Consider the following 24,300-nt stretch of genomic DNA (forward strand, 5'->3'; position numbering starts at 1 on the left):
CCCCGTACATCCATGGCAGAGCCGGCATCAGGTAAAGAGCGCGACGTGGAGCCCGAGTTGGGCGTAACCGTGTCGCACAGCGGCAACGCAGTGTCCGAGGACGGAGAGTCGTCTGTGACCGGCTACCGCGGCCCGGCCCCGGTAACCGGTGACGGACCCCAGAATTCAGTGCAGATATCGCATACCGGAGCATCGACCGCCACCAACGGCGGAACGTCCATATCCGGCTACGTGCAGAACCTGACAGTCCAGCAGCAGCTACTACCGCAGTCCGCGCAACAGGTCGCCGCCGAATCGCTCGCGAGGTCGGTGCTGGGAACCGAGGAGGAGGCTTACAACCAACTCGTGGGCCGGGACATCCATGCAGTCATCGACCTGAGCTTCACCGCTGAGTTCCTGGGCCAGGTTTCGACGCCCGCGGCAGAAGATGCAGCACGAGCCGTGTCGGAACACACCATGAAGAATGTGACCGCCTTCTACAAGGGTCTGCGGCCGGGACGTCTGGTCATCACCGGGCCGGCATCGTCCGCCGCGGGGGCATCCGAGGACGCGGGTACCGGCAAGACCGTGATGGCACTGAAGCTGATCATCGGGCTGGCACATGCCAGGGTGAAGGGCGGGGACGTCAAGGTGCCCGTCCGATTGTCTGCTTCCTCCTGGCCCGGCGGAACGCTCAAGGACTGGCTCACCGAGCAGCTCGACCGAGTCTGGAATCTGTCACGCTCGGATATCGGACTGCTGCTGGATACGTACTCGGTACTGCCGGTCATCGACGGTGTGGACGAGATGGACCAAGACAGCGCCCACGGAGTCGTCACCCGTGCGGCAGCTCTGATGGCGGAGGTCAACAGATACCAGGAGAACACAGAGGCGGGGGCGGTAGTGCTGACCTGCCGTCGGCCTCAGTACGACGCGTTGAGCGCCGATGCCCCGGTCCGTACCGTCACGCTGCTGACTCTGGACCGGGTCGGGAGCACCCAGGCCCACGCATACCTCAAGACCCGGGTCGCTCAAACGAAACGCGGCACGGATCTGTGGAGCGCGGTACTGAACACCCTCGCCCCCGAGCCCGGATGCGAAGAGGGCGTCGCACGCCCGGACGCTCTGGAGGAAGCCGCTCTGCAACGCTCCCTGGACACCCCCTGGCGCCTGGCCCTCGCCGCCACCGTCTACCACCCCGACACGGGGCGAGACCCCGGCGCCCTACTGGTCCACGCAAAGGACGGCACTCTCGATCACCACCTTCTCGATCACTACATCCATGCCGCACTCGAAGTCCATGTCCACGCGGGTGGCCCGTCCTTCGCCGGAGCCGCCAGGACGACCCGATACCTGGGAATCCTGGCCGACTATCTCCATGGCAACGCGGACGCCCCACGCCGCAGCATCGCCGGGCGCGTGCCGTCCTCCACCGATATCGTTCTGCACGATCTGTGGCTCCTGGTCGGCCGCGACAGGGCCCGGCGCACCGAGCGAGCACTACTTTGGTCCATAGTCACCCTGCTGATCGTTCCCGCCTCCGTGGTGGCGTTCTTTCTGCAGCAGCACATGCCGATCCTCCAGGCGAGCATGTTGGCCTTCGCGCCGCCGACCTCCCTGGGATTGATGATCGCTTTGAACAGTGCGAGCGACTTCTGGGAGGAATGGCCGCAGCCAAGACGAATCCTGTTCGCTCGCCTGCGTGCCGCCCACACCCGATTCCTGCTCCTGCCCGGATGGGTCCTGTTCGGTATCGGCGCGGGATTCTGCTGCGCGTGGATGCTGCACCACGGGGTAAGGAATCGGGTTGAGCTGGCACTCGCGTGGGGAGTGGTGGCCGGATTGCTCGCCGTTCTCAAATTCGCGGTACGGACCGAGGCGGAGCACACGTGGGCGCTATGGTTGGGGATGCCGACAGATCGGGACGAGCCCGTCGCTGGTCCCCGCCAACCACTTCGAGACGACCTCGCGGTCGTCCTGCTTCGGTCCTTCGCGATCATGTTCGCCGTCGCTACCACGCTGTGGATCGTTTCCGGCGTCGACCCCATGTTGTGCCTGGCCGCCGCGATCGTGATCGGGATTTGGCTCACGATCTCGCCCAATCCGTGGGACGTCTCAACGCCCGTGCCGACAGCCCGGGGCTCGTACGATCCCCGCCCTTGGCTTGCCGGACGAGCCTGGTTGCGCTACTGCGCGTTCCTGCTGTGCGTACGAGGCCGTCTGCCCTGGAGGCTCGGGCAGTTCCTCGAACACTGCTGGCGGTGTGGCCTGCTCCGCAGAGCCGGACCGGCCTGGCAGTTCCGCCATCGAGAGCTCCAGGACCATCTCACCTGCAGCAGGCCACCACCCGGCAGTGGGTGACGGGCCTGACTCGCCGGTACGGCCAACGGACCGAACGAATGCGGTCGGTGCTGGCCGAAGTCGGCCTCGCCCTGACCGGCCGCGCCGGTACCCGGCTGGCCGACTTCTTCGGGGCGAGGGTCAGCCGGAACACGGTCCTGCGGCCGGTCGACGCTCCCCCGGAGCCTCAACCGCGGATCCCGCGGGTAGTCGGCGCTCCTCCCCCGCGTACATTCCCGTGAGTTCGGCGGCGATCCGGGCCAGCCACTGTCGTACCTCCGGCGGCTCCAACACCTCGACCCGCGCTCCCAGCCCGGCCAGGTGTCCTGCCAGGGCCTTGGCGGCCGGGCCGTCGACCCACACCTCGGTCCAGCCGTCGGGCAGCGTACCGCCGACGCGCACGCGGCCCCCGAGGAACCGTTGCAGCAGGCCCAGTGTGTCGGGGTGGACGCGGGCCCGGGCGGTCACCGCGTACATGCCGTCCTGGAAGGCTCCGGACAACGTCCGCCAAGCGGTGGCGAGGTCGAAGTCGGGCGGCCGGGCCACCGGTTCGCCGGTCGGCTCGACGGAGGTGACCCGGCTGAGCCGGAAGGTGCGCAGGCCCTTGTCCGTACCGGCGACCAGGTAGTCCACGCCCGCCTTGGCCACGAGTCCGAGGGGGTCGACGGCGCGTTCGCCCGCTGGTTTGCCGAGGCCCGCGTACCCGAGGCGGACGCGGATCCCGTCCACGACGGCGCCCTGGAGCGCGGAGCGGTGGGCTGCATCGGCGGTGACGGCGTTGCGGGACCAGTCCGTGGCGTCGACGACCCCCGCACGGGTCGCGGCTCGGGCCTGCGCCCGCATGGTCGGCGGCAGGGCCCGGACCAACTTGCGCAGGGTGGTGCGCAGTTCGGGGGTGGCCGACAGGGGGCCGGTGACGAGGAAGAGCGCCCGGATCTCGTCGGCGGTCAGCCCGGTGAGGTTGGTACGGGCTCCTCCGACGAGGGACCAGCCGCCGCCCCGGCCGCGTTGGGAGTAGACGGGGATGCCGGCCGCGGCCAAGGCCTCCAGATCTCGGCGCGCGGTGCGCTCGGACACCTCCAGTTCGGCGGCCACTTCGGGGACGGTGACGCGGCCGCGTTCTTGCAGGAAGAGCAGGGTCGCCACCAGTCGATCGGCTCGCATGTGCCCTTTTTCCTCCTTCGGGGGTGCCGCGTCGTCGCCTTTCATTCTCTTCGGAAAACTGGCCAGAAGGTGGCCACTTCTGCCTGAAGGATGAACCCATGAACAAGACCGAGCAGCTCATCGAGACCCCGTCCGACTCCACCGTTACCTCCGCCGCGCCCTTCTCCTTCGATCCGCGGACCGACCTCGCTGCGGCCGTCGAGCTGACGGGCCGTACGCTGGCCGCCGTCCGGCCCGAGCAGTACGACGCCCCGACCCCCTGCGAGGAGTTCGATGTACGACGGCTGTCGAGCCACCTTGTCGCCGTCGTGCGCCGGATCTCGGTGATCGGGCGCGGCGAGGACCCCTTCAGCGTCCCGTCCTTCGCCGACGAGATCGCCGACGGCGGATGGGCGGCGGCCTGGGTGCCGGGCGCCCGTGAGGTCGCCGACGTGTGGGCCGATCCGGGCATCCTCGGCAGGCAGCTGCGCCTGCCGATGGGCGTCCTGCCGGGCGCGGCCGCCGCGGCCGTCTACACCCACGAACTCACGGTGCACACCTGGGACCTGGCCAGGGCGACCGGACAGGACCCGGACTGGGACCCGGCCCTCATCGAGCGTGTGATCGGCGTCGTACGCCGCGCGCTGCCGGCCGAAACCCGCGGCGGGCGGATCCCCTTCGCCGAGGTGGTGGCCGTGGGCCCCGAGGCCCCGGCCATCGACCGGCTGGTGGCCTGGGCAGGACGTCGGCCCTGAGGGCCCCGGTGCGGGGGGGGCGGCCTCCTGGGTCAGCTGGAAGCACCCGGCCTGAAAAGGCTGCTTGGAGTCCCAGGCCTCGGCGAGCGAGACGATGTGATCGATGTCCGGGGCCCCGGCCGGCGTCACCGGGCACATTCGGCTCGTCCAGGGCGTGGGCGTAAGTCGCCGCCACCTGCCGGAGTTCGGCGATCACGGGACCACGGTCAGCACGATCTTGCCTTGGAGGTGCCCCTGCGCGGCTCGCGTGTGTGCGCTGCCCGCCTCGGGCAGCGGGTAGGTGCTGTCCACCCCGACGTGGAGCTTGCCCTCGTCGAGCAGGTGCCCGATCTCGGCGAGCTGGGGGCCGTTGGAACGCACCTGAATGTTCGAGACTGTGATGCCCAGACTCGCTGTCTCTTCCGGATCGTACTGGGCGAAGAACACCGGAAGCATCGTGCCGCCGCGCTTGAGCACCGTCAGGAAGCGTGAGCTGTCCGGGCCACCGACGGTGTCGATCACCAGGTCGACACCGCTGACCACGTCCGCGGCCTGAGTCCTGGTGTAGTCGATGAACTCATCGGCGCCGAGCTTGCGCAGGAACTGCTCGTGCCGGCCCGAGGCCACCGCGATGACGTGTGCCCCCTTCCATTTCGCCAGCTGCACCGCGAAGTGGCCCACTCCACCGGCGGCCCCGTTGACCAGCACGGTCATCCCTGGCGTGATCGGGACCGGCTGGTGCACCTGGCCGGTGAAAGGAGACGGTACGTCGTGGCCGAGATCAACCAGGTACTGCCAGGCCGTAAGCACGGCCATGGGCGCCCCCGCCGCTTGCACGTGGTCGATTCCGGCCGGCTTGTGAGCCAGGTCAGAAGCCGGCGCGGCCACGTACTCCGCGTACGTGCGACCGTCGAATCCGGGGAACCGCAGCATGCCAAAGACCTCGTCACCGACGGCGAACCCGAGCACGTCCGGAGCGACTGCCTGGACCACTCCCGACATGTCCGTTCCAGGGATCAGGGGGAACTCCAGCGCAGGCCTCATCTCGGCCGGCATGACCTTCATCCCCTCGCGCAGGTACCAGTCCGGCGGGTTGATGCCCGCCGCGTGCACTCGGACGAGCACCTCGCCGGGGCCGATCTCGGGAACCGGCACCTCGTCATACTGCAAAACTTCCGGCCCGCCCGCTGCGTGGAACTGGATCGCCTTCATCGCGCCTGTCGCTTTCTTGGGGAAACGTTGTTCCCTCAGTCAAGGCCCAGGGGGGCATGGCCGTCCAAGACCGGTGCGGCAACCTGGTCATTCCGAAACGGCATGACGCGTACGCTGGAAGGGTGAACGATCTCGGACAGGACCTGGAACTGCGGCTGGTGCGCTACTTCACCGTGGTGGCGGCGCACCAGCACTTCGGCCGGGCCGCCGCCGACTTGCACGTTGCCCAGCCGGCGCTGAGCCGCCAGATCCAACGGCTCGAGAAATATCTCGGCGCACGCCTGCTGGACCGCGTACCCCAGGGCGCCCGGCTCACTCCGGCCGGCCGGACGTTCCTCCCCCGGGCTCATGCCCTGCTCCAGGCCGCCCACCACGCCGAGTTGGCCGTGCGTGAACAAGTCAAGACCGAACGAATCGTCATCGGCTACGTTGAAGACCTGGTGATCACTGCCGCCGTCCGGGAACTGAGCCACCGTTACCCGGATGCCGAGATCGCCACTCGGTACCTGAGCTGCCGCGACGTCGTGGCGCTGTCCGACAAGCGCGTCGACGCCCTGATTGCGCGGGCCCCGCTGCCGCTGGCCGCCGACGAGGTGTTCACCACCCCGCTGTACGAGGAGCCCCGGATGCTCGTGGTCCCGCGCGGCCATCCCTTGGCCGACCGCGCGTCGGTGACCGCGGAAGAACTGGCCGGCGAGGAGGCGGCGCCGTGCGCGTTCGAGACCGCGGACTGGACGTCCTACCGGATCCTCGGGGCCGGCGTTCCGCCGATCGAGAGCTATGAGGACAAGCTCGAACTCGTCGCGAGTGGCAGAGCGATCGCCGTGCTACCGGTCGGCGATCGGCGTAGCTCACTGCGTCACGACCTCGTCACCGTCCCGATCGAGGGTGCTCCCCCCAGCCAGGTCGTCCTGGCCAGCCGCAAGGGTGACCCGAATCCGATGATCAGGAATCTCCGGCGGGCGGCCAAGGCCGTCCTGACCGGAGCGACAGCCTGACCGGGACCGGCCGACCCGCGTGGCGCTGAACCGCATCAAGCGGGCTCACCTCCGCGGTGTTCGTCGCGCGTCTGCGGCATCGCGCGGGGTGAGGTTGTGCCGGCTCGGTGTCCGACCCTCTGGAGCGGCGATCGAGCACGCCGACCGACGCGGTTCGCGTCTTCACGGCGGGCCTTACGCGCGATGGATCGCAGGCACGGCGGTGACGCAGGGTGCAACCCTGGCGGCCCGTGTCCTGCATGTGCACGGCATCCCGGCCACGGACTACGAGGCGGATCCGACGCCGACCTCGCGCCGCCAGGGAGGCCTGCTTCGACGTCCACCCCCACAACGCGCAAGCGGCACTGGAGGTCGGGGCGAGAGCGCCGACCGTGGGCCCGCCGAGGTCCTGTGCATCCTCGACGCCAACGGCGAACGCAACCACCTCCCCACGAGCCCGTGACTGCCCCAGTGCGAAGCCCCGCCGGGAGTCCGCGGCGCACCCGTGCGGCAATACGGCAAGAAGTTCCACGGCCCGCGCTCCATCCTCGTGCCCGCGCTCCGCGAAGAACTGTGCAGTCCTCGTCCTTGAGGATCGCGGCCCCGGGCGGCCGTTCGAGCGCGCTCAGCACATGGCCAGCGCGGTTCGCGCCAGCCCGCGCAGCCAGGCGTGGGCGTTGTCGGTGTCGTAGCGCTGATGCCACGACAGGTATATGGGCGCCGACGGCAGTTCGAGCGGGAGCGGGAGCACGACCAGGCCGAGGTCGGCGACCGCGGACCGCGTGGTGGCTTCGGGGACGCTGACCAGGAGATCGGAGCCGCGGGCGAACTCCAGCGCGGCCGCTTCCGTGGGCGCGGTCGCCACCACGCGGCGGGTGAGGCCGAGCCGAGCGAGGGCGTCGTCGAGGGCGTTGCTGAGGTTTCCACGTCGCGAGACGGTCACGTGCTCAGCGGCGGCGTACCGCTTTGCGGTGATGGTCCTGACGCGGGTGAGGGGGTGCCCGTGCCTCACGACGATCACGAGGCGGGTCTCGCCCACGTTCTCGGCACGGATGTCCGGTGCGCTCGGACGATTGGCGTTCGCCTCGAGGTCGACCTCGCCCCGTCGCAACTCGGGGGTGTCGATGCTCGATTCGGCGACGAAGCGCAATCGCACGCCCGGCGCCTGTCCACGCACGGCCGCGAGCAGTGCGGGGCCGCTCAAGGCGACCAGGGAATCGTGCCAGCGGAGTGTGAAAGTGCGCTCCAGCGTTGCCAAATCGAGTTCACGGCTCGGCGCCAGCACCCCCTGGACCTGGTGCAGCAACTCGTGCACCTGTTCCCGGACGGCGATCGCATACGGCGTCGGGGTCATCGTGCGGCCGGTGCGCACCAGGATCTGATCGCCGGTCGTGCGCCGGATTCGGCCCAGGCTCCGGCTCATCGCGGGGGCGGTGACGTGCAGGCGCGCGGCAGCCCCGGCCACACTTCCCTCTTCCAGCAGCGCGTCGAGCGCGGTGAGCAGATTCAGATCCAATTGCATGTGAGTAATCCTAGCCGTGCTTGACATGCAGTTGAGGTTAATGAAGGGGCTGTATACCTTCGAGACGAGAGCGCAAGCGAAACGCACAACTCGGCCCGACTGGCCTCATCACCCCCTTCTCACACGGGAGTACCCCCATGTCCGAAACGCTTCAGACCACTGACGTCGCCGCCTCCGACGCCGACCTGCTCGGCCAGACCGCGATCGCCGTGCGCGCGGCGGGTTCGGCGCTGCGCGAGCGCTTCGGCGAGGTGGTCCGCTACCGGACCCGCGAAGAGCTGATGCGCGCGCTCGCCGCCAACGACGACACGGCCCTCGACATCCTGCGCCCCCGCCTCACGCGCCTCCGTCCGGACGCCGGCTGGGTGGAGGAGGAGCTGGACGGCGGGGCGCTGCCCCCCGGCGAGTGGTGGGTCGTGGATCCGGCCGAAGGCAACGTCAACCACCTGCACGCCCTGCCGGAGTGGGCGGTGACCGCCACCCTCGTGCGTGAGAACCAGCCGGTGCTCACCGCGGTCCACCTGCCGTTGACCGGCGAGACCTACACCGCGCTCAGCGGCGGGGGCGCCCACCTCGACGGCCGGCCGCTCGGCGCCTCCCAGACCGCCGACCTCGGCCTGAGCATCGTGGCCACCAGCCAGGCCCGGCCGGACGAGGACGAGAAGGTCGTGCGGCGCGTCGGCTCCTCGATCACCGCGATGCTTTTCGACGCGCTCGTCGTCCGCACCGCCGTGCCCGCGACCCTGCACCTGCTGGACGTGGCCGCCGGCCGGGTCGACGCCTTCTGGCAGTTCGCCGGTGCCCGCGCGGACCTGCTGCCCGGGGCGCTGCTCGTCACCGAGGCCGGCGGACGGATCTCCGATGCCGAGGGCCGCCCCTGGACCCCGCAGAGCGAGAGCTTCCTGGCCGCCGCGCCCGGCGTCCACGCCGAGGCCGTCGCCACGCTCTCACGCTGACCGCGCACCACAACCTGCACACACGGAAGGACCAGATCATCATGACCACGATCGCAGTTCTCGGTAACGGCCGCGTCGGCGGCAACCTGGCCGCAGCCCTCATCCGGGCAGGGCATGAGGTGACCGTGGCGGACCGCTCGCCGGGCGCCGCCGCCCACGCTGCCCGGACGGCCCGGATCGTCATCAACGCCACCCCGGGCGCCGGTTCGCTGGACCGGCTGGTCGCCCTGCGCGAGGAACTGCGCGACAAGATCCTCGTCGACGTTTCCAACGCCACTGTCGACGGACCGGACGGACTGCCCGCCGACCTGATCTACCCCGGCTCAAGCCTCGCCGAGCAACTCCAGGAAGCACTCCCCGAAACGCATGTCGTCAAGACACTCAACACCATGCTCTTCCCGGTGATGACCGCGCCGGCCACGCTCGCCCAGGCGCCCGATGCCTTCCTCTCCGGCGAGGAACCGCAGGCCAAGCAGACCGTCCGAGAACTGCTCATCGACCTCGGCTGGCGCAAGGAGTGGATCACCGATCTCGGCGGGATCCGGACCGCCCGCGCCACGGAGGCCGCGATCCTGTTCGTACCGCACGTGATTCGGGCCAGCGGATTCGCGCCCTTCGCGATCTCGATCGCCCGCTGATCCGCACACAGTGCACCGCCCCGAGGCGGACCCCCATCCAGAACGGATGCGACAGCGCAGGCCAGGGCCGGCGATTCAGCGCCGGCCGGCGACCCGTGGCCCCCTTCCCGGGCCGCCGGCCTCTCAACCAAGGAATCGGCCCATCTCAAGGCGGACGCGCTTGCTGAGCTGCTCGCGTCGTCACCGAGATCGTCTGATCCCCGGCCATTGCCTCACCATCGACGCCGGCCGGCGCGAAGTCGCCGACACCGCAGTGACATTGGTCCACCGCGCGTGCCGGACTCCACCTCGCCGCCATCTTCATCCGGTCAGCGAGGTGATCCAAAGGAGACGGCCCGGTCGAGGCGTTCCCGGCCACCGAGTCGCCCCTGTGGGCGCCGGACTTCACCGTGATGTAGCCCCAGGCGCCCGGCTTGTCGTTGCTGCCAGCCGGGCCCCCGCACAGCCCGGCCCCCGGGCCGGCGTAGCGGGCGCCGTAGTGGTGGACGGCCCAACCCCGGCGAACCCTTGTCGCCCTCTCCCTGCGCGGGGCCCAACAGAGGGGCGAGGCCCGGGTTGCACGCTCGGCCGAGGCTCGCCGCACGGTGTTTCGGCGGACGCGCCGACTCGCGCAGCGCGTCGGCCGGATCGGTCTCCTACGGGACGTGCGATCCGTCGGCGGTGGCGATCCGGCACCTCGACGCCGCCTCCCCGGTCGACCCCCGCCCAGCGGGACCGGCGCGCCGACCGCACTGGACCAGCCCTTAGGGTTTGCCCATGAGTTTGACAGCAGGTCACGAGGAAGGAGCCCCGCCCGGTCCGACGGCATCGGCGCGGGGCTGGCAGGCGCCGAGCGCGGTCGAGCGGGGGCTGTACGAGGCGAAGGCGCGCGGCGACTGGCCGGCCTACTACGACCTCGTCGCCCGGGCCGACCTGTACATGATGCAGTCGCGGGCGTACGTCGACGCGAGCGCGGGCAACACCCGCTTCCACCCCTACTGGAACCCGCAGACCCAGACCGTGTGCCTGGCCGTCTACACCGGCGGCATGCTGCCGCCGCCCGTCGCCGACCCGGTCTACAACTGCTACGACCTGGGCTGGTTCGCGGAAGTCTGGAACCAGGACGACCCGCCCTACCTCGTCGTCAACCCCGGCAGCCCCTGCGAGGGCGTCCTGCCGGCCGGGCCGGAGGGCCGCGCCCTGTGGCAGCGTCACTCCGCCCCGGTCGAACGGCCGGGGCTGGCCCAGGACGTCATCCACACCCTGAAGGTGGGCGGCCCCCGCACCGGTCCCGTCGCCTTCGGTCTCGCGGCCGGCGCGCACATCAACGTGCACAACGGGCGCTACTGGAACTCGATGGCCTACCACGGCTGCGGCTACCGCAACGAGAAGCGCGCGCTGGAACGCTGGTGGGGCGTCACCACCCGGGGGGACTGGCAGGACACGCAGGAACAGCTGCTGCGCGCCGAAATGGTCAGCGGGGTCTGGGAGTTCGTCCTACAGCTTCGCCGCTCCATGGCTCTGGACTTCGCGGGCCCCGTCGACGTCGACCACTGGCGCCAGGCCGCGGGGAAGGTGGTGCGCCGGCGCGCCGAGGCCGCCGCCGAGCCCCGCCTGACGGCGGACGGCGTCACCCCGGGAGGCACCGTGCCCGCCGCCGAGCTGGAGGGCCAAGTGACCGGCCTGCAGAGGCTGATCGGCCGCATCGCCCGCTACGAGGCGCGGTTCCGCGCCGACGGCCTGCTGCCCGAGGCGGGCTTCGTCCGGAGCGTCGAAGCCTGGGACTACGGCCGGGCCTCCGGCATGGCCCGCTGGGGACTCGCCGCCCGCCTGTGCTCCCTGCAGGAGGCGGAGGCGGCCGTGGTCCGGGCCGGCCGTCTCGTCCAGCTCAACTACCGCTCGTGGGAGGACTTCTCGGCCGCCTACGTCCTGGGCCGCTGCCTCCACTTCGACGAGGAGGAGTTCGGCGAGTGGTACGAGACGGTCCTCGCGACCCACCGTGCCCTGACCACGGACCCGGCCAGCCCGTGGCGCACGCTTCACTGGACCTGAGGATCTCGCTTCAGCGCTGGGTACGAAGACCAGGCCGTCTGAGTAGGTACGCCCATGCGCACGGCGCGCTCCGGTCGGTGTAATGAGTCCATGACCGCGACTTCTCCCCCGAGGCCTCCGGCCGCGCGGCTCCTGGCCCCGCCGTGGTGGCTGGCCCCCGCCCTGTTCACCATGGCAGCGGCACTGAGCGGCGTGTGGGGCTACCGCTCCTCCCCGATCCTTCATGCGTCGGCGTGGCTGGCCCTGCCGTACGTCGTTCCGGCGGCACTGGTGGCAGCCACCTGGTGGCCGCCGTCGCGCACAGGCACAAAGGCCCGCGGCATGGTCCTGGGCGGGGTGGGCGTCTTCGTGGCCCTGGTGTACGCGCGCCTGGCGACCGTCGTGCTGTACGCGGTGGCCTTCGGGCTGTGGGCCTTTCAGCGCGGTGGCTGAGGCCGAGCGAACCGGAGCGTGGGTTTCTGCCAAGGCGTCTCCGGTGTGCAGCGCTGTGAGACGGTACGTACATCGTCGCGGAGGTCGACGACCCGCACCGTCTTCCGGGCCGCCCGAGCCGCGGATCACCGGCGCAGGCGAGAACGGAAGGAACGGGGGCGGCGGAAATGGAATACCTGGTAGTCGTGGGGATCGGTCTCGCCTGGGGGCTCTTCCAGGCCTGGCGCGGCGGCGCCTTCGGCGGCAGGCCGGCGCAGCGTCAACGACGTTCCCGCTCGTGGAAGAACGACGGCGTCAGCTTCTCCTGTGGGAACGATGCGTCCTGCGGTGGCGGCTCCTCCTGCGGTGGTGGCGGCGACTGATACCCGGCAACTCACCGCACTCGCCCCAGCCGGCGTCAGTCGTGGCTGCGGGTGCCGCCGGCGAGCATGCCCACCAGCGGGGCGCGACGGCCGGTGTGGCGGTGGAGCGGGAACGGGCAGACCCGGGACGCAGTCGCGGACGGCGGCGTCAGGGGGCGAGGAGCGCGTCCACGAGGCAGCCGGGCCTCGAGCCACATGCCGAATCCGAGTTGGCGAACCACAAACGATGCCCGCAGACCGCCCACCGGCGGTGCGTCATCGAGCGTGTGCAGCGCCCGGCCGACGGCCCGGGCAGCCGATTGACCCGGTCAGACTCCAAGTCCACCTCGGCGTTGCCCCGCGGCGCGGCCAGGGCCTCCGCGATCCGCCGGCTCGTCCTCCAGGCACCGGGACCCGTACGTCCGGGCCATCCCGGGCACGGGCGACCCGAAGCACTGGCGGCGAACATGGCGGCGGGGCGCTGCGGCTGTCCGGAGACGACCTCGCGCTGCTGGACTCGCTGCACGGGCACCGCCTGACGGCCCGCGGGGACGCCGCAGGGGCCGGACCCGGCGGGTCCGGCCCCTGCGGCCAAGTATGGGGCGTCAGTTCTTGACGGGCTCCATGCAGAGGACGAACTTGTCCGCTTCGAGCTGCTGCGCGAGAGCGACCTCGGCCACGCCCTCGCACTTGTCGATGTCGAAGGTGTTGTCGACGACCTTGACGACCTTGTAAAGGTCGGCCACCTTCTCGGTGCAGCCCTTGCTCTCGACCTTGGGGTCGTTCTCCGGGCCGGTGACGACGACGCAATCGCCGGCCTCCGCGTGCACCGGCGCCTCGCCCGTCAGGTAGGGAAGGCCCAGGCGCCAGAACAGTACGACCGCGATCGCCACCACGACGCCGAGGATCTTCTTCCCCAGGGCGCCCTTCTTCTTCGCGGGCTCGGACGGCGCGACGGGGGCGTCGAACGGGCCGGGAGCGGCGGGCTGCTCGGGGGTCTGCGGCGCGGGAGGCGTGGCCATGAGGGTTCCTTGGGGACGTGTACATGATCGAACGCGCGTACGTTACAGGCTCCTGAACGCGCAAAAGGGACTATCCCCTTCCGTTTTCCAATCAGATACGGAGTCGTGATCCCTGCCGACCCGTCAGGCCACGCCGCCGGATCCTGCCCTGCGGGCGGGACCTCGGGCCCGCGTACGGATCTGAACGGTGTTCCATACGGCTCAGTGCTGGGCATTTCGCCTGCGCGGAGGGGTGTTGAGGGCCGAGGCGGTGAGCACATGGCCCAGGTGTCGGCCGCCGCGCCCGCCACCCCGGCCGGCGCCACGCCCCAGGCGGAGCGAACCAGTGTGGAGTGCATGGACCGCAGCGGCGATCCCCGGGTCGCCGCGTAGAGCTCCTGCACCCACGACGTTGACGCCCCGTCGCCGGCCACAACCGGATGATGGCCGCAGCCGGGCCCTCTCGGGGACGGCGGGGGTGTGGCCGATCCGGGCGGGCACAGGCTGGTCGGGGATGACGGCCGGCCCCTGCAGGTGATGCCGACCCGGATCAAGCGGACCGTAGAGGTGCGAACGGCCAAGAGCGTCAGCGCGAGTTCGGCCCTTCAGGCAAGTGAGCCACGTAGCCGGTCTGATCAGTGGTCCGGTCGGGTGCGAAGGGTCGGCGGAGGCTTTGGGCGGCGGGCCGTGGTCTGCGGTTGCGTGGTCAGGGCGCCCTGCGGCCACTGTCCCCACCGGCGTGTCCCCCGACGCCGAATCTCTACCGCCCAACCGCTGCGCCCGGATGAATCGGGCACAGCGCACTCATCGGGCCCGCCCGACCGAGGGCGGCACGTTGGAGTCACTCGTTGTCGCGGTAGTTCATGAACCAGTGGGTGTCGAAGTAGTGGGCCATCGTGAACGGATGGTGCGGGTCGAGGAGGATGCGGCAGATGAACTCCGCGGCCGAGCAGTCGAAGGGGGCCAAGTCGCCGTCGAAGGTCCGGACGGCGACAGACCAGCGGTCCGGGTCGGTGCTGTCGTCGGTCTGCCAGCAGTACAGGTTCTCGTGCTCGGTGCTTGCCCAGATGAGCAGGCCGTCCTCGCGGAGGTGGGTCCACGGCTCCTGGTTCAGAGTGAGGTATCCGTCGAAGGCGCCTTCCCCGAATGTCTCCACCATGCGTTTGTAGTCGCCGGGAAGGCGCGTGCCCACCTCTGCCTCGATCTGCGCCCAGTCGACGTCCGGCCGCTGCGGGGGCGAGGCCCGGGCGGTGATCGCTACAAGCCGCTCGACCCAGTCCTCTTCCCGGCCGTTCGCCCCTGTATCCGGCACCCGTACCCGCCGCGGCACGGCCGCCAGCACCGGCCGGACGACCCCGTGCTCGTCCCGAACGGTCCCGGCGCCGATCCATTGGCCTCCGTACGCCCATGCCCGAATCGTCTCGCCCCGGCCTTCGAGTACAGCGAGAAGAGCGGCGCCACGTGACTCGTCCACGGTCGGGTCCGCAAAGCCGTCCAGGACCAGGGTCCGTGGTGCCCCGTAACGGTCGGCCAGCCGATCCACGAGCATGCGCGGGTCGGTGTCCCGTGGCAGGTGCAGAGAACCGCCTGGGGCGTCGATCCGGTCCAGCAGGTCGTTGAGCATCGAGTGCGTGATGTCCATGACGGACAGGAAAGCGCACTTCACTGACAAGGGCACTCGGTCCGGCCTCGGTGGCACTCGGCGCAGCTTCACTGCCGAGGACCGTGGCGCACCAGACAGCCCACCGTCCGGGCGCGACCAGGTGCTTCACTACCGGCCCGAACGTGCCTGCGCGGACCGGCCGGGTCAGTTCGCCACTGCAGGGGGGCAGGCCGCGGGGCGGCCGCGGCCGACGCCTCTTCAGAGGGTCCGCAGGGCGGGCAGCAGCTCCGAAGCGGCCCAGTCCAGGAAGGGCTCCTGGTGGTCGCCGCCGATCTGGATGAGGGCGACCTCGGTGAATCCGGCCTCCGCGTAGGGGCGTACGGCGTCGACGAAGGCGTCCACGTCGTCACCGCACGGGACGGCCCCGGCCACGTCCTCGGGCCGGGTGTGCTGCGCGGCCTGGTCGAAGGCGGCCGGACCGGGGAGTTCGGCGTTGACCCGCCAGCCGCCGAGCGCCCAGCGGAACTGGTCGTGCGCGCGGGCCACCGCGGCGGCGCGGTCGGGGTCGTAGCAGACGGGCAGCTGGCCGACTCGGGGCTTCCCCGCTCCCCCGTGCGCGTCGAACGTCCGCAGCAGTTCCGCCTTCGGTTCCGTGGCGATCACAAGGTCGGCGTGCCGGCCCGCGACCTCGCACGACCGGGGTCCCGACACCGCGATGCCGATGGCGGGCAGCTCCTCCGGCAGGTCCCACAACCGGGCGTTCTCGATGTCGAAGTGTGCCCCGTGGTGGCTCACGTACCCGCCCTCGAACAGCCTGCGGATGATGTCGACTGCTTCCTCCAGCATCTCCAGGCGCACGTGGGCGGCGGGCCAGCCGGCACCCACGATGTGCTCGTTCAGGTTCTCGCCGGAGCCCAGCCCGAGACGGAACCGGCCCTCGGCCAGGAGCTGCATCGTCGCCGCCTTCTGCGCGACGACGGCCGGGTGGTAGCGGAAGGTCGGGCAGGTCACGTACGTCATGAGCGGGATCCGGGAGGTGGCCTGGGCGGCCGCCCCCAGGACGCTCCACGCGTACGGAGCGTGGCCCTGGGAGTCCAGCCAGGGGAACGAGTGGTCCGAGACGACGGAGAAGTCGAATCCGGCGCGCTCCGCCCCGATGACGTGGGACACCAGCTCCTTCGGGCCCGACTGCTCGGTCATCATCGTGTATCCGATGCTCACCATATGCAGCGGCTAGCCCGAACGGGCCGGATGAAACCTCCGCATCGCGGCGGAGGCCCCGGCGCGGCTACACGAAGGGGCCACCGAGCCGGCCGATGGCCCCGTAGTACTTGGAGATCTCGACGCGGTAGTCGGGGTCGGCCAGATGGCTGTCCCGGTGGAATTCCGGGGCCGCCTTGATCTGCTCCTTCGTGCGGTCCACGTGCACGCTGTGCGTCTCGCGGTCGATGCGGGTGACCGTGCCGGCCGGGATCAGCACCTCCTTGCCGAAGATCCAGACCCCCGTGTCGACGACCAGGTACGCGTCCGTGACCTCCGCCGAATGCTTGTCGACCTTGCCGATCCGCCCGTCGGCCGCTTCCACCGTGAATCCGGTGAGGTCCTGCCCGGTCGGGTGGACGATTCCGGACCGGTAGGCCCACATGTCGTCGTGCATGATCAACCACTCCTCGCATCGGTCGTCGTTCCGCCGGATCCTCCGCCCGGCCGGTTCGCACCCCGCCTGCCCCACCGACCGGACCTCATGCGCGGGACGCGCCTGCGGAGGCCAGGGGCGGGGTGTCCAGGCCCGCTCCCCGGTGCAGGCCCTCGATGAAGGCCGAGACGGCCTCGGTGGCGGTGACCGACGGTGTCCACCCCAGCTCGTCGCGGGCCCGCCCGGCGTCGAGCAGCGGCAGCCGGAGGACGGCGTCCAGCAGTCCCGGGGAGGCCGGTACGAGGTGCATGCGCCAGGCCGCGGCCAGCACGGCGCGGGCCGCGCCCGCCGGGAGCGTCACCGTACGCGAGCGCAGGAGGCCGGCCACGGCGGCCATGTCCAGTACCGGGTCGGCCACCAGGTTGAAGGGGCCGCGTACGGGTCGTACGACCGCTGCCCGGTAGGCCTCGGCCGCGTCGTCGGTGTGCAGGGCCTGGAAGCGCAGGCCGGACACCGCGGGCAGGGCGGGCAGAAGCCCCGGCCGGATCAGGAGCCGGGGCAGGAGCGGCCCGGCGAAAATCCGGCGTTGCTCGCCGGCCGCGCCCTCCTTGAAGAGGAACGCCGGCCGCAGCCGGACCACCCGCATCTGGGGGTGGGTGAGCTGGAAGCCGTCGAGGTAGCGCTCCAGGTAGGCCTTCTCGCGCGTGTAGGCGGCGCCCGGCCAGCCGTGGGTGGGCCAGGACTCGTCGACCGGGCGTCCGTCGTCGGGGCCAGGTGAGTACGCGCCGATCGACGAGGCGTGGACCAGGGTGTGCACCCGCGCCCGGGCGCATGCGTCGAAGACCCGGATGCTTCCCAGGACGTTCGTCCGCCAGGTGGTGACCGGGTCGTGGGTCGGCTGGAACTTCCAGGCGAGGTGGACGACCGCATCCGCGCCCGCGAAGACCTCGGTCAGATCGGCACGTCCCGGGTCGATGTCCGCTTCGGCCCATCGCACCCCTGGGATGCGGAGGTCGGGGCGGCGGCGGGCGACGCCGAGCACGTCGGTGATCGTACGGTCGGCGGCCAGGGCTCTCACCACGCTGGTGCCGGCGTTGCCGGTGGCGCCGGTGACGACGACTCTCATCACGCCCACCTCGTCCTTCGGGGCAGGCCGCGGGTGCGGCGGGCGGACGGAGGCGCGGCCGCGGGTGCGGATGTGATGGATCGTCGGGCCGCGTCACCGTGCAGCCGATCCAGTACCGCTGCCTGATGCCGTGCGCGGGTCAGGAGCCGGTCGACGGCGGCCCGGTCGAGGTGGTCGGCGGTGTCGGCGAGGAGGCCGAGCGACTGCCAGAGCGACGCCTTGCCTTCCACGCCGATCCGCATGGCTTCCAGTTCGAGTACGTCGCTGAGGGGCGAGCGGCTCACCAAGTGACCGTTGAGTTTCACCCGGCCCGCCTTCTCGGCCAGGCGCCCCACGACGACCCGGTGCCACTGGGCGGGGACATCGAGGGCGGTCATGATCTCGCGCAGGCTCTCCCGGTCCTCGGCGATCTGCTCGGCGAGCTCGGCCAGGGGCGGCCCGGCCGGCGTGCCGCGGTGGGCCCGGGCCATGCGGCGGATGAGCGACACCCCGCTGCTGGCCCCCGCGAGATGGTCGTTGAGGTAGATCGCGAGAAGGCGCTGCGCATGCGGAGGAGAAGCGGAACCGGAAGATGATCCGACGGGGCGGTCTTTCATGGCGCTGTTCCGATCGCTTGGACGTCGTCGACGTCACGGCTGCCGGCACGGGGGCGGCAGGCCGTACGCCCGCCCTCGACCCGTGGTGCTCACGTGGGGCAGTGGGATGGCTCCGGAGGGTGTGCCGCGGTCGACAGAACACCCCCTCAGGCATCTGACCAGCCTGCAGGCCTTCAAACCGGGGCGGGCGGTTCGATCCCGGCTCCTTCACGAGCGACGGCGACGGCGACGGCCACGGCCACGGCCACGGCCACGGCCACGGCCACGGCAACACCTACGGCACGGTTCTGGCCCGCGTCCCGCGTCCCGCGCCCATGATTTCCCGGGTCACGGAAACCGCGGTGACATCGAGGGGAACGGCGACGGTGAACAGGCCGTATAGGACGCCCCTTTCCGGCGGCGCGGTGGGAGGCCCGGGCGGCAATCCCCGCGCCGGGAGGCCGATCCTGCGTTTGGCAGGGGGCGCGAGGGGCAGCCGCGTGGCAGAGGCCGCTGAGGCCCGGATGGAGGCGAGCCATGTCGAACAGCATGCTCATCACCGTGATCGTCATAGCGGCGGTCGTGGTCATCGCGCTCGGCGTCGGGCTGTGGACGATGTCCCGCCGACGCCACCTGCAGCAGAGGTTCGGGCCCGAATACGAACGGACCGTCGAGGCCGAGGGCGGCCGGGTGGCCGGGGAGCGCGAGCTTCGGGCCCGCGAGGAGCGCCACGCCGAATTCGAGCTGAGGGAGCTGCCGTCGGAGCGGCGACACCAGTACACGGAGGAGTGGAGCGGCGTCCAGGAGCGATTCGTGGACCGGCCCGAGGGCTCCGTCGGTGAGGCCGACGAGCTGGTGACGCGACTGATGCGCGAGCGCGGCTACCCCACGGAGGGGTTCAGCCGGCAGCTGCGCGATCTCTCGGTGGAGCACGGACGGACCTTGGAGCACTACCGCGCCGCGCACGACGTCAAGGTGCGCAGCGGTGCGGGGCAGACGACGACGGAGGAACTCCGCGGAGCGATGGTTCACTACCGCGCGCTCTTCGAGGAGTTGCTCAGTGACCAGAGGAGCCGGTGAACATGCGGAACCACGCGGACAGGGACGATCGGGCCGCCGGCGTCGAGCTGACGACGGAGGACATAGCGAACCCCGGGGCGCCCACCGGAGCGGCGGCTGCCGCGCCGGACGCCCGGGCGGACGAGGGACGGCAGGTGCCCACGTACCCGGGTGAGGCCACGGCGGACACGCGCGGCGAGGGCTCGGCCGATCAGGAGGCAGCCGTCGGCCACGAGGACGAGCGGCCCCCGGCGGCGGACGAACCGCTGCTCGGCACCGAGGAGGCCGAGGGCTACCGCAGGTCCTGGAGCGCGATCCAGGGACGGTTCGTGGACGACCCGCAGGACGCGGTCAAGTCGGCGGACGCCCTGGTCGCCGAGGTGATGCAGGCGCTCGCCCAGACCTTCTCCTCGCGCAAGCAGGGGCTGGAGGGCCAGTGGGACCAGGGCGAACAGGTCGCCACGGAGGAGTTGAGGCTGGCACTCCAGCAGTACCGCTCCTTCTTCAACCGGCTGCTCAACACCTGAGACGACGGCTCGCCGGTGCCGGGCTGGCAACCCCGCACAGAACTCGCCGGTGCCGGGCGGGCACCCCGCACAGAAGGAGAGAGCCCTCACGCGCCTCCCACCATTCACCGGAGCCCACGATGACTCCCTCGAACCGACCACCACAACCACAGCGTCATCTCGACCTGCCGTCGGACGTGCGCGCCGCCGGCCGGGCCCGTGACGAGACCTACCGGTTTCTGCACGGCATCGGCGACCGGGAGCACCCGGTGCACCCGGCCGCCGTGGATGCCGCCGCCCTGATCGTGACCGAGCTCGTCACGAACGCCGTCCGGCACACCGACGGCCTCTGCAGCCTCGATCTCGCCCTGCACGAGGGCCTGCTCGACATCGACGTGACCGACACCAGCTCGGTGCCGCCCGTGACCCGGCTGCCGCACCTCAACGGGAGCGGCGGCTGGGGCTGGATCCTCGTCCGCCACATCGCACATGACGTCGACGTCGTGCCGACGTCCACCGGCGGAAAGCGCATCCACGTGTCCATGGCCGTCGCCGGGTGACACACAGCAGTACCGGCCCACACCACGTACCAACCTGACCGAGGAGGACACCATGGGACACGGCGGTGACGTCATCGCAGAGCTGACCGTCGACCACCAGGAGGTGGAGGACTTCTTCAAGGACATCCAGGGGCTGCCCTCCGGGGATCCCCGCAGGAAGCACTACGCGGACAAACTGACCATCGAACTGGTCCGGCACTCCGTGGCCGAGGAGGAGTACCTGTACCCGGCCGTGCGCGAGCACCTGCCGGACGGGGACGCGATCGCGGACAAGGAGCTGGAGGACCACGCGGCGGCTGAGCGGATCATGAAGGACCTCGAGGGGTGCAGGGCGGACGACCCCCGGTTCGACGGCCTGGTCGACAAGCTCATGACCGAGATCCGGGAGCACGTGGCGGACGAGGAGGGCAGCCTCTTCCCCCGGCTCCGCGGCGCGTGCTCGGCGGACACGCTGGCCGAACTCGGGGACAAGGTGCGCTCGGCCAAGAAGACCGCGCCCACCCGGCCGCATCCGTCCGCCCCGGACAAGCCCCCGGCCAACAAGCTCCTCGCCCCCGGGGTCGGGCTCGTCGACCGCCTCCGCGACGCGATGAGCGGCCGCGGAAAGGACTCCTGACCGGCGCTTGCCCCGGGGCTTCGGGTCATTCGGCGTCCGACGGCAGGTTGATGTCCAGGACGCACACGTCGTCCCGTCCGGCCGGGTGCAGCGAAGCCAGGAGCTGCGCCAGCGGTTCGGTGAATCCCCCGCCCATGGCCCTGGCGGCGGCATCGGCGAGGCGGGCGAGTCCGCGGTCCACGGTCTCCCCCGGTACCTCGATGAGGCCGTCGGTGTAGAGGAGAAGGTGGTCCCCGGGCTCCAGCTGGAGCGTCTCCTCCACGTACACGGAGTCGAAGGACGCTCCGAGGAGGTTTCCCTCCGGCAGGGGCAGGAAGTGCGCCTCGCCGCCACGGATCAGCAGGGGCGGCAGATGGCCGGCCCGCACCCAGGCGAGGCGCCGCTCCGCCGGACGGTACCGCGCCATGATCATGGTGGCCGTGGTGGCCGTCTGGTCGGCGGCCGTGTGCAGGAGGAGGGTGTTGAGCCGTCTCATGGCATCGGGGAGCGCCGAGCCGGTGATGATCATGCCTTTGGCGGTGAACCGCAGCTGGGCCATGGCCCCGACGGCGTCGAGGCCATGGCCCGCGACGTCACCGACCACGAAGAGGGCGCTCTTGTCGGGGAGTTCGATGGCGCTGTACCAGTCGCCGCCGACGTTGACTCCGGTGTCCGAAGGCACGTAGGCGATGTCGACGCAGAGGCCCACCAGCTCGATCGACTGCTCGGGGATCGGCAGCAGCGCGTGCTGCAGGCGTGCGGCGATGGCCCGTTCGGCCTGGAGCACGCCCCGCTGGACGAGCACGGCCCGCTCGACCTCCTGCAGAGCGAGCTCGGTGTCCCGCTGGGGGGTGAGGTCCTGGAAGAATCCGTGCACCTCGACCGGGGCACCGTAGGCGTCCGCCTCTGCTTCGGCGACGATGCGCAGGTGACGGACCCCGGCCGCGGTGTGGATGCGGAACGTCCGGTCGATCGGGGTCCCTTCGCCGAGCAGCCGCTGGACGGCGCCGGCGAGTTTCGGCAGGTCTTCCGGAACGAGCTGCTGCGGGAGTTCCTCCAACCGCAGGGGCCCCAGGCCGGGCGCGCGGTCGAAGATCGCGTACACCTGGTCGGACCAGTCAATGGTGTCCGTGGCCAGATTCCAGTCGGCCCAACCGAGGTTCCCCAGCCGCTGCATGGTGGTCAGCCGACGGATCTCGCGGGCGGCGGTGTCGTGGCGTACCCACGAGACGATCAGCCGGCCGCCCAGCCGGGCCGCCCGAACCGAGAACACGGAGGTCTCGGGAACCCCCGCGATCACTTCGCGGTACGGGAACGGCTCGCCGTCGTAGGTGTCCCCGATTTCCAGTGCGTCGAGATAGCCCTGCCACAACGGTGTGCCCGCCACGGTCGGATAGGTCTCCAGGACCCGCCGGCCCACGAGCTCCTTGCCGCGGCGGCCCGCCACGTCCACCGAGTCCGGGGCGGCCGCCTCGATGCGGAAGTCCTCCACCTCGCCGTGCGGCGCACGCACGGGGGCGAGCAGGATGGCCGCCCCGGAGACGGTGTCGAAGATCTTCTGAACCGCCGCCACCTCGGGGTCCGTGGGCGAGGCGGTGAGGCATTCGAAGACGCGCAGGGAGCCACCGCACAGCCGCACGGCCTGCTGGAGCAGGGCCCTCTCCCCGTCGCCGAACGGGGTGCGGAGCTTGCGGAAGAACCCGATGGCGCTGGTGACCCCCTCCTCGCCCGGTACGGGGAGCCACGCGCGGGTGGGCCACCGCTCCGGTGGCCCGATGAGCTGGTACTTCACGGTGTCCTGCGCCGGATCCTCCAGCCATCGCGGCTCGCCGGAGGTGATCGCCTCCAGGGCGGCGACACCGGCGAGCGGGGGAATGTCCTGCCACTGTGCGGCGAGGACCCCGTCGATCCCCGAGTGACCGATGAGCTTCAGCCGCCCGGCCCCGCCCAGGCTGTAGATCATCACACCGTCCACCGCGACGGGGCGGCGCAGCGCCTCGTGCAGGACCTCCGCGGCATCGCCGGTGGTCCGGGCATCGGCCAGGGATACGGCCAGGTCGGCGAGGAGCGCGCGTGCGTCCTTGTCACCGTGACCGGCGGTGAGGTAGCGGTCCGAGTCGAAGACCGACCTGCCTCCGTCCGGGGCCGCACCGCGGCCGGTCGTGACGGGTGCGGGCTTCTTCGGAACGGCTGCGGTGCTGTGTGACGGCCTTGATGATCCCGACGGCCCTGATGATCCCGACGGCCTCGATGGTCCCGGCGGCCTCGATGGCCTCGATCGGATCCCGCCGAGGGTGATCCAGCACTCCTCCATCAGTGTCTCGCCGCGGTGCCCGGCACGTTCGACCAGCGCCTCGTACGCCGCGTCGGCCGACAGGCCCTCCCGGGCCATCAAGACGCCCTTGGCCCGTTCCAGTACGGCGGTGATGGAGCCAAGGCTTTCCAGGTCCGCCACCTCTGCCCTGAGCCTGGCCACGACCTTGGCCAGGGCGAGCACCTCGGGCGACGCACCCTCATCGCTGGAGGCCGCCGAATCCGTCTGCACCCTTCGAGCATGGCAGGTAACGGATCCCGGCGCGGAATCTCGGCGATCTCCGGTCCGCCCCTCCCCGCGACCCCTCCCCGCGACGGCACAGCTGCGGCCGGTCCCGGCACGGCCTTGCGCCTCGTCCGTTCGGGCTGTGACCTGCGCTTTTGCTATCGGCGGATAATCCGGTGAACCGATGGCCCGACCCCGGATATCCTGCCTCGTCCCGCACCCGTCCCGGAGGTCCCCCAGCATGAGCAGCACCGCGCCGTCCTTCCCCGACCGGATCGAGCTGACGGGCGAGGGCCTGGTCCTGCGCGACTGGGCGGAGACGGACCTGGCCGCGATGCCCGAGCTGTTCGACCACCCCGACATCGCCTACTGGACGCCGATCGTCTCGCCCTTCGACGACGAGGCGGCCCGCACCCGCCTGGACCGGGCCCGGCGGCTGCGCACCGAGGGCACGGCCCTCCTGCTCGCCATCACCGTCGACGGTGGCACCCCGCTCGGCGAGGTGATGCTCAAGCGCGCTCCCGAGGGCACCGAGCTCGGCTACGCACTGGGCCCGGCGCACCGGGGCCGGGGGCTGGCTGCCCGGGCGGTGCGGGTGATGGCCTCGTACGCCTTCGAGCAGCTGGGCGTGGACCGGGTGATCCTGGAGCTGGAGGCCGAGAACGCGGCCAGCGTCGGGGTGGCCACCCGCGCAGAGTTCCGGCTCCTCGACGTCCCGTTGATCACGGGCGAGGAGAAGGGCCGTCCGTACGCACTCCAGACCTGGGGCCTCGACCGCCCCTGACCGGGGCCCCA

23 protein-coding genes are annotated in these 24,300 nt (G+C 70.9%); 13 read left to right on the top strand and 10 right to left on the bottom strand.

What is annotated here, in order from left to right; all coding sequences use genetic code 11:
• Positions 1-12 precede the first annotated feature (12 nt).
• The gene (locus IE257_RS04455; RefSeq protein ID WP_189964935.1) at positions 13-2,340 is read left to right on the top strand and encodes a hypothetical protein; all 2,328 of its coding nucleotides are present in this window, start codon (positions 13-15) and stop codon (positions 2,338-2,340) included.
• A gap of 120 nt (positions 2,341-2,460) precedes the next feature.
• Here IE257_RS04455 and IE257_RS04460 read toward each other — a convergent pair whose 3' ends face one another.
• Positions 2,461-3,483, bottom strand: a complete 1,023-nt coding sequence (locus IE257_RS04460) for a helix-turn-helix transcriptional regulator (protein ID WP_229920111.1) — start codon at positions 3,481-3,483, stop codon at positions 2,461-2,463.
• A gap of 98 nt (positions 3,484-3,581) precedes the next feature.
• On the opposite strand from IE257_RS04460, the gene IE257_RS04465 reads away from it, so the two are divergent.
• On the top strand, positions 3,582-4,217 hold the full coding sequence (locus IE257_RS04465; protein ID WP_189964937.1) for a TIGR03086 family metal-binding protein: 636 nt from the start codon (positions 3,582-3,584) through the stop codon (positions 4,215-4,217).
• Between the two features lie 192 nt (positions 4,218-4,409).
• On the opposite strand, the gene IE257_RS04470 is transcribed toward IE257_RS04465, so the two are convergent.
• Positions 4,410-5,408, bottom strand: coding sequence for an NADP-dependent oxidoreductase (locus tag IE257_RS04470; RefSeq protein WP_189964939.1), 999 nt, complete (start codon positions 5,406-5,408; stop codon positions 4,410-4,412).
• Between the two features lie 56 nt (positions 5,409-5,464).
• Between IE257_RS04470 and IE257_RS04475 the strand changes: the two genes are divergently transcribed.
• Positions 5,465-6,406 (top strand): LysR family transcriptional regulator, encoded by a 942-nt coding sequence (locus IE257_RS04475; RefSeq protein WP_229920112.1) that lies wholly within the window; start codon positions 5,465-5,467, stop codon positions 6,404-6,406.
• Positions 6,407-7,010: 604 nt separating this feature from the next.
• Here IE257_RS04475 and IE257_RS04480 read toward each other — a convergent pair.
• The gene (locus IE257_RS04480) at positions 7,011-7,907 is read right to left on the bottom strand and encodes a LysR family transcriptional regulator (protein WP_189966118.1); all 897 of its coding nucleotides are present in this window, start codon (positions 7,905-7,907) and stop codon (positions 7,011-7,013) included.
• A 137-nt stretch (positions 7,908-8,044) separates the two neighbouring features.
• Here IE257_RS04480 and IE257_RS04485 point away from each other — a divergent pair, with 137 nt between their 5' ends.
• From IE257_RS04485 to IE257_RS04505, 5 genes are all read left to right on the top strand, one after another.
• On the top strand, positions 8,045-8,863 hold the full coding sequence (locus IE257_RS04485; RefSeq protein WP_189964941.1) for an inositol monophosphatase family protein: 819 nt from the start codon (positions 8,045-8,047) through the stop codon (positions 8,861-8,863).
• Positions 8,864-8,904: 41 nt separating this feature from the next.
• Positions 8,905-9,501 (top strand): NADPH-dependent F420 reductase, encoded by a 597-nt coding sequence (locus tag IE257_RS04490; RefSeq protein WP_189964943.1) that lies wholly within the window; start codon positions 8,905-8,907, stop codon positions 9,499-9,501.
• Between the two features lie 756 nt (positions 9,502-10,257).
• Positions 10,258-11,532, top strand: coding sequence for a DUF1266 domain-containing protein (locus IE257_RS04495; protein WP_189964945.1), 1,275 nt, complete (start codon positions 10,258-10,260; stop codon positions 11,530-11,532).
• Between the two features lie 90 nt (positions 11,533-11,622).
• Positions 11,623-11,964: a hypothetical protein gene (locus tag IE257_RS04500; RefSeq protein ID WP_189964947.1), complete on the top strand. Its 342-nt coding sequence runs from the start codon at positions 11,623-11,625 to the stop codon at positions 11,962-11,964.
• A 167-nt stretch (positions 11,965-12,131) separates the two neighbouring features.
• Positions 12,132-12,326, top strand: coding sequence for a hypothetical protein (locus tag IE257_RS04505; RefSeq protein ID WP_229920113.1), 195 nt, complete (start codon positions 12,132-12,134; stop codon positions 12,324-12,326).
• Between the two features lie 584 nt (positions 12,327-12,910).
• On the opposite strand, the gene IE257_RS04510 is transcribed toward IE257_RS04505, so the two are convergent.
• From IE257_RS04510 to IE257_RS04535, 6 genes are all read right to left on the bottom strand, one after another.
• Positions 12,911-13,327, bottom strand: a complete 417-nt coding sequence (locus IE257_RS04510) for an LppU/SCO3897 family protein (RefSeq protein WP_189964949.1) — start codon at positions 13,325-13,327, stop codon at positions 12,911-12,913.
• An 820-nt stretch (positions 13,328-14,147) separates the two neighbouring features.
• Entirely contained in the window at positions 14,148-14,948 is an 801-nt protein-coding gene (locus tag IE257_RS04515; protein ID WP_229920114.1) for an SMI1/KNR4 family protein, read from the bottom strand.
• A 219-nt stretch (positions 14,949-15,167) separates the two neighbouring features.
• Entirely contained in the window at positions 15,168-16,133 is a 966-nt protein-coding gene (locus IE257_RS04520) for an LLM class F420-dependent oxidoreductase (protein ID WP_189964951.1), read from the bottom strand.
• Between the two features lie 64 nt (positions 16,134-16,197).
• Complete coding sequence (locus tag IE257_RS04525) at positions 16,198-16,566, bottom strand: PRC-barrel domain-containing protein (protein ID WP_189964954.1); 369 nt, start codon at positions 16,564-16,566, stop codon at positions 16,198-16,200.
• A gap of 85 nt (positions 16,567-16,651) precedes the next feature.
• The gene (locus IE257_RS04530; protein ID WP_189964956.1) at positions 16,652-17,671 is read right to left on the bottom strand and encodes an NAD-dependent epimerase/dehydratase family protein; all 1,020 of its coding nucleotides are present in this window, start codon (positions 17,669-17,671) and stop codon (positions 16,652-16,654) included.
• Positions 17,671-18,267 carry a hypothetical protein gene (locus tag IE257_RS04535; protein ID WP_229920115.1) on the bottom strand — a complete coding sequence of 199 codons (597 nt, stop codon included), beginning with the start codon at positions 18,265-18,267 and terminating at the stop codon, positions 17,671-17,673. The genes IE257_RS04530 and IE257_RS04535 overlap by 1 nt, the downstream gene beginning before the upstream one ends.
• A gap of 516 nt (positions 18,268-18,783) precedes the next feature.
• Between IE257_RS04535 and IE257_RS04540 the strand changes: the two genes are divergently transcribed.
• The 4 genes from IE257_RS04540 (at position 18,784) to IE257_RS04555 (ending at position 20,987) form a co-directional block, all read left to right on the top strand.
• Positions 18,784-19,326: a hypothetical protein gene (locus tag IE257_RS04540; protein WP_189964958.1), complete on the top strand. Its 543-nt coding sequence runs from the start codon at positions 18,784-18,786 to the stop codon at positions 19,324-19,326.
• 2 nt (positions 19,327-19,328) lie between these two features.
• Complete coding sequence (locus tag IE257_RS04545; RefSeq protein WP_189964961.1) at positions 19,329-19,832, top strand: hypothetical protein; 504 nt, start codon at positions 19,329-19,331, stop codon at positions 19,830-19,832.
• Between the two features lie 119 nt (positions 19,833-19,951).
• A complete protein-coding gene (locus IE257_RS04550; RefSeq protein ID WP_189964963.1) occupies positions 19,952-20,371 on the top strand; it encodes an ATP-binding protein in 420 nt (139 codons plus the stop codon).
• Positions 20,372-20,423: 52 nt separating this feature from the next.
• Positions 20,424-20,987 carry a hemerythrin domain-containing protein gene (locus IE257_RS04555; RefSeq protein ID WP_189964965.1) on the top strand — a complete coding sequence of 188 codons (564 nt, stop codon included), beginning with the start codon at positions 20,424-20,426 and terminating at the stop codon, positions 20,985-20,987.
• A 25-nt stretch (positions 20,988-21,012) separates the two neighbouring features.
• Here IE257_RS04555 and IE257_RS04560 read toward each other — a convergent pair whose 3' ends face one another.
• Complete coding sequence (locus IE257_RS04560) at positions 21,013-23,511, bottom strand: SpoIIE family protein phosphatase (RefSeq protein ID WP_229920116.1); 2,499 nt, start codon at positions 23,509-23,511, stop codon at positions 21,013-21,015.
• Positions 23,512-23,746: 235 nt separating this feature from the next.
• Here IE257_RS04560 and IE257_RS04565 point away from each other — a divergent pair, with 235 nt between their 5' ends.
• Positions 23,747-24,289: a GNAT family N-acetyltransferase gene (locus IE257_RS04565; protein ID WP_189964967.1), complete on the top strand. Its 543-nt coding sequence runs from the start codon at positions 23,747-23,749 to the stop codon at positions 24,287-24,289.
• Positions 24,290-24,300 lie beyond the last annotated feature (11 nt).

The sequence above is a fragment of the Streptomyces avidinii genome (assembly GCF_014650695.1).
GTDB classification, from domain to species: domain Bacteria; phylum Actinomycetota; class Actinomycetes; order Streptomycetales; family Streptomycetaceae; genus Streptomyces; species Streptomyces avidinii.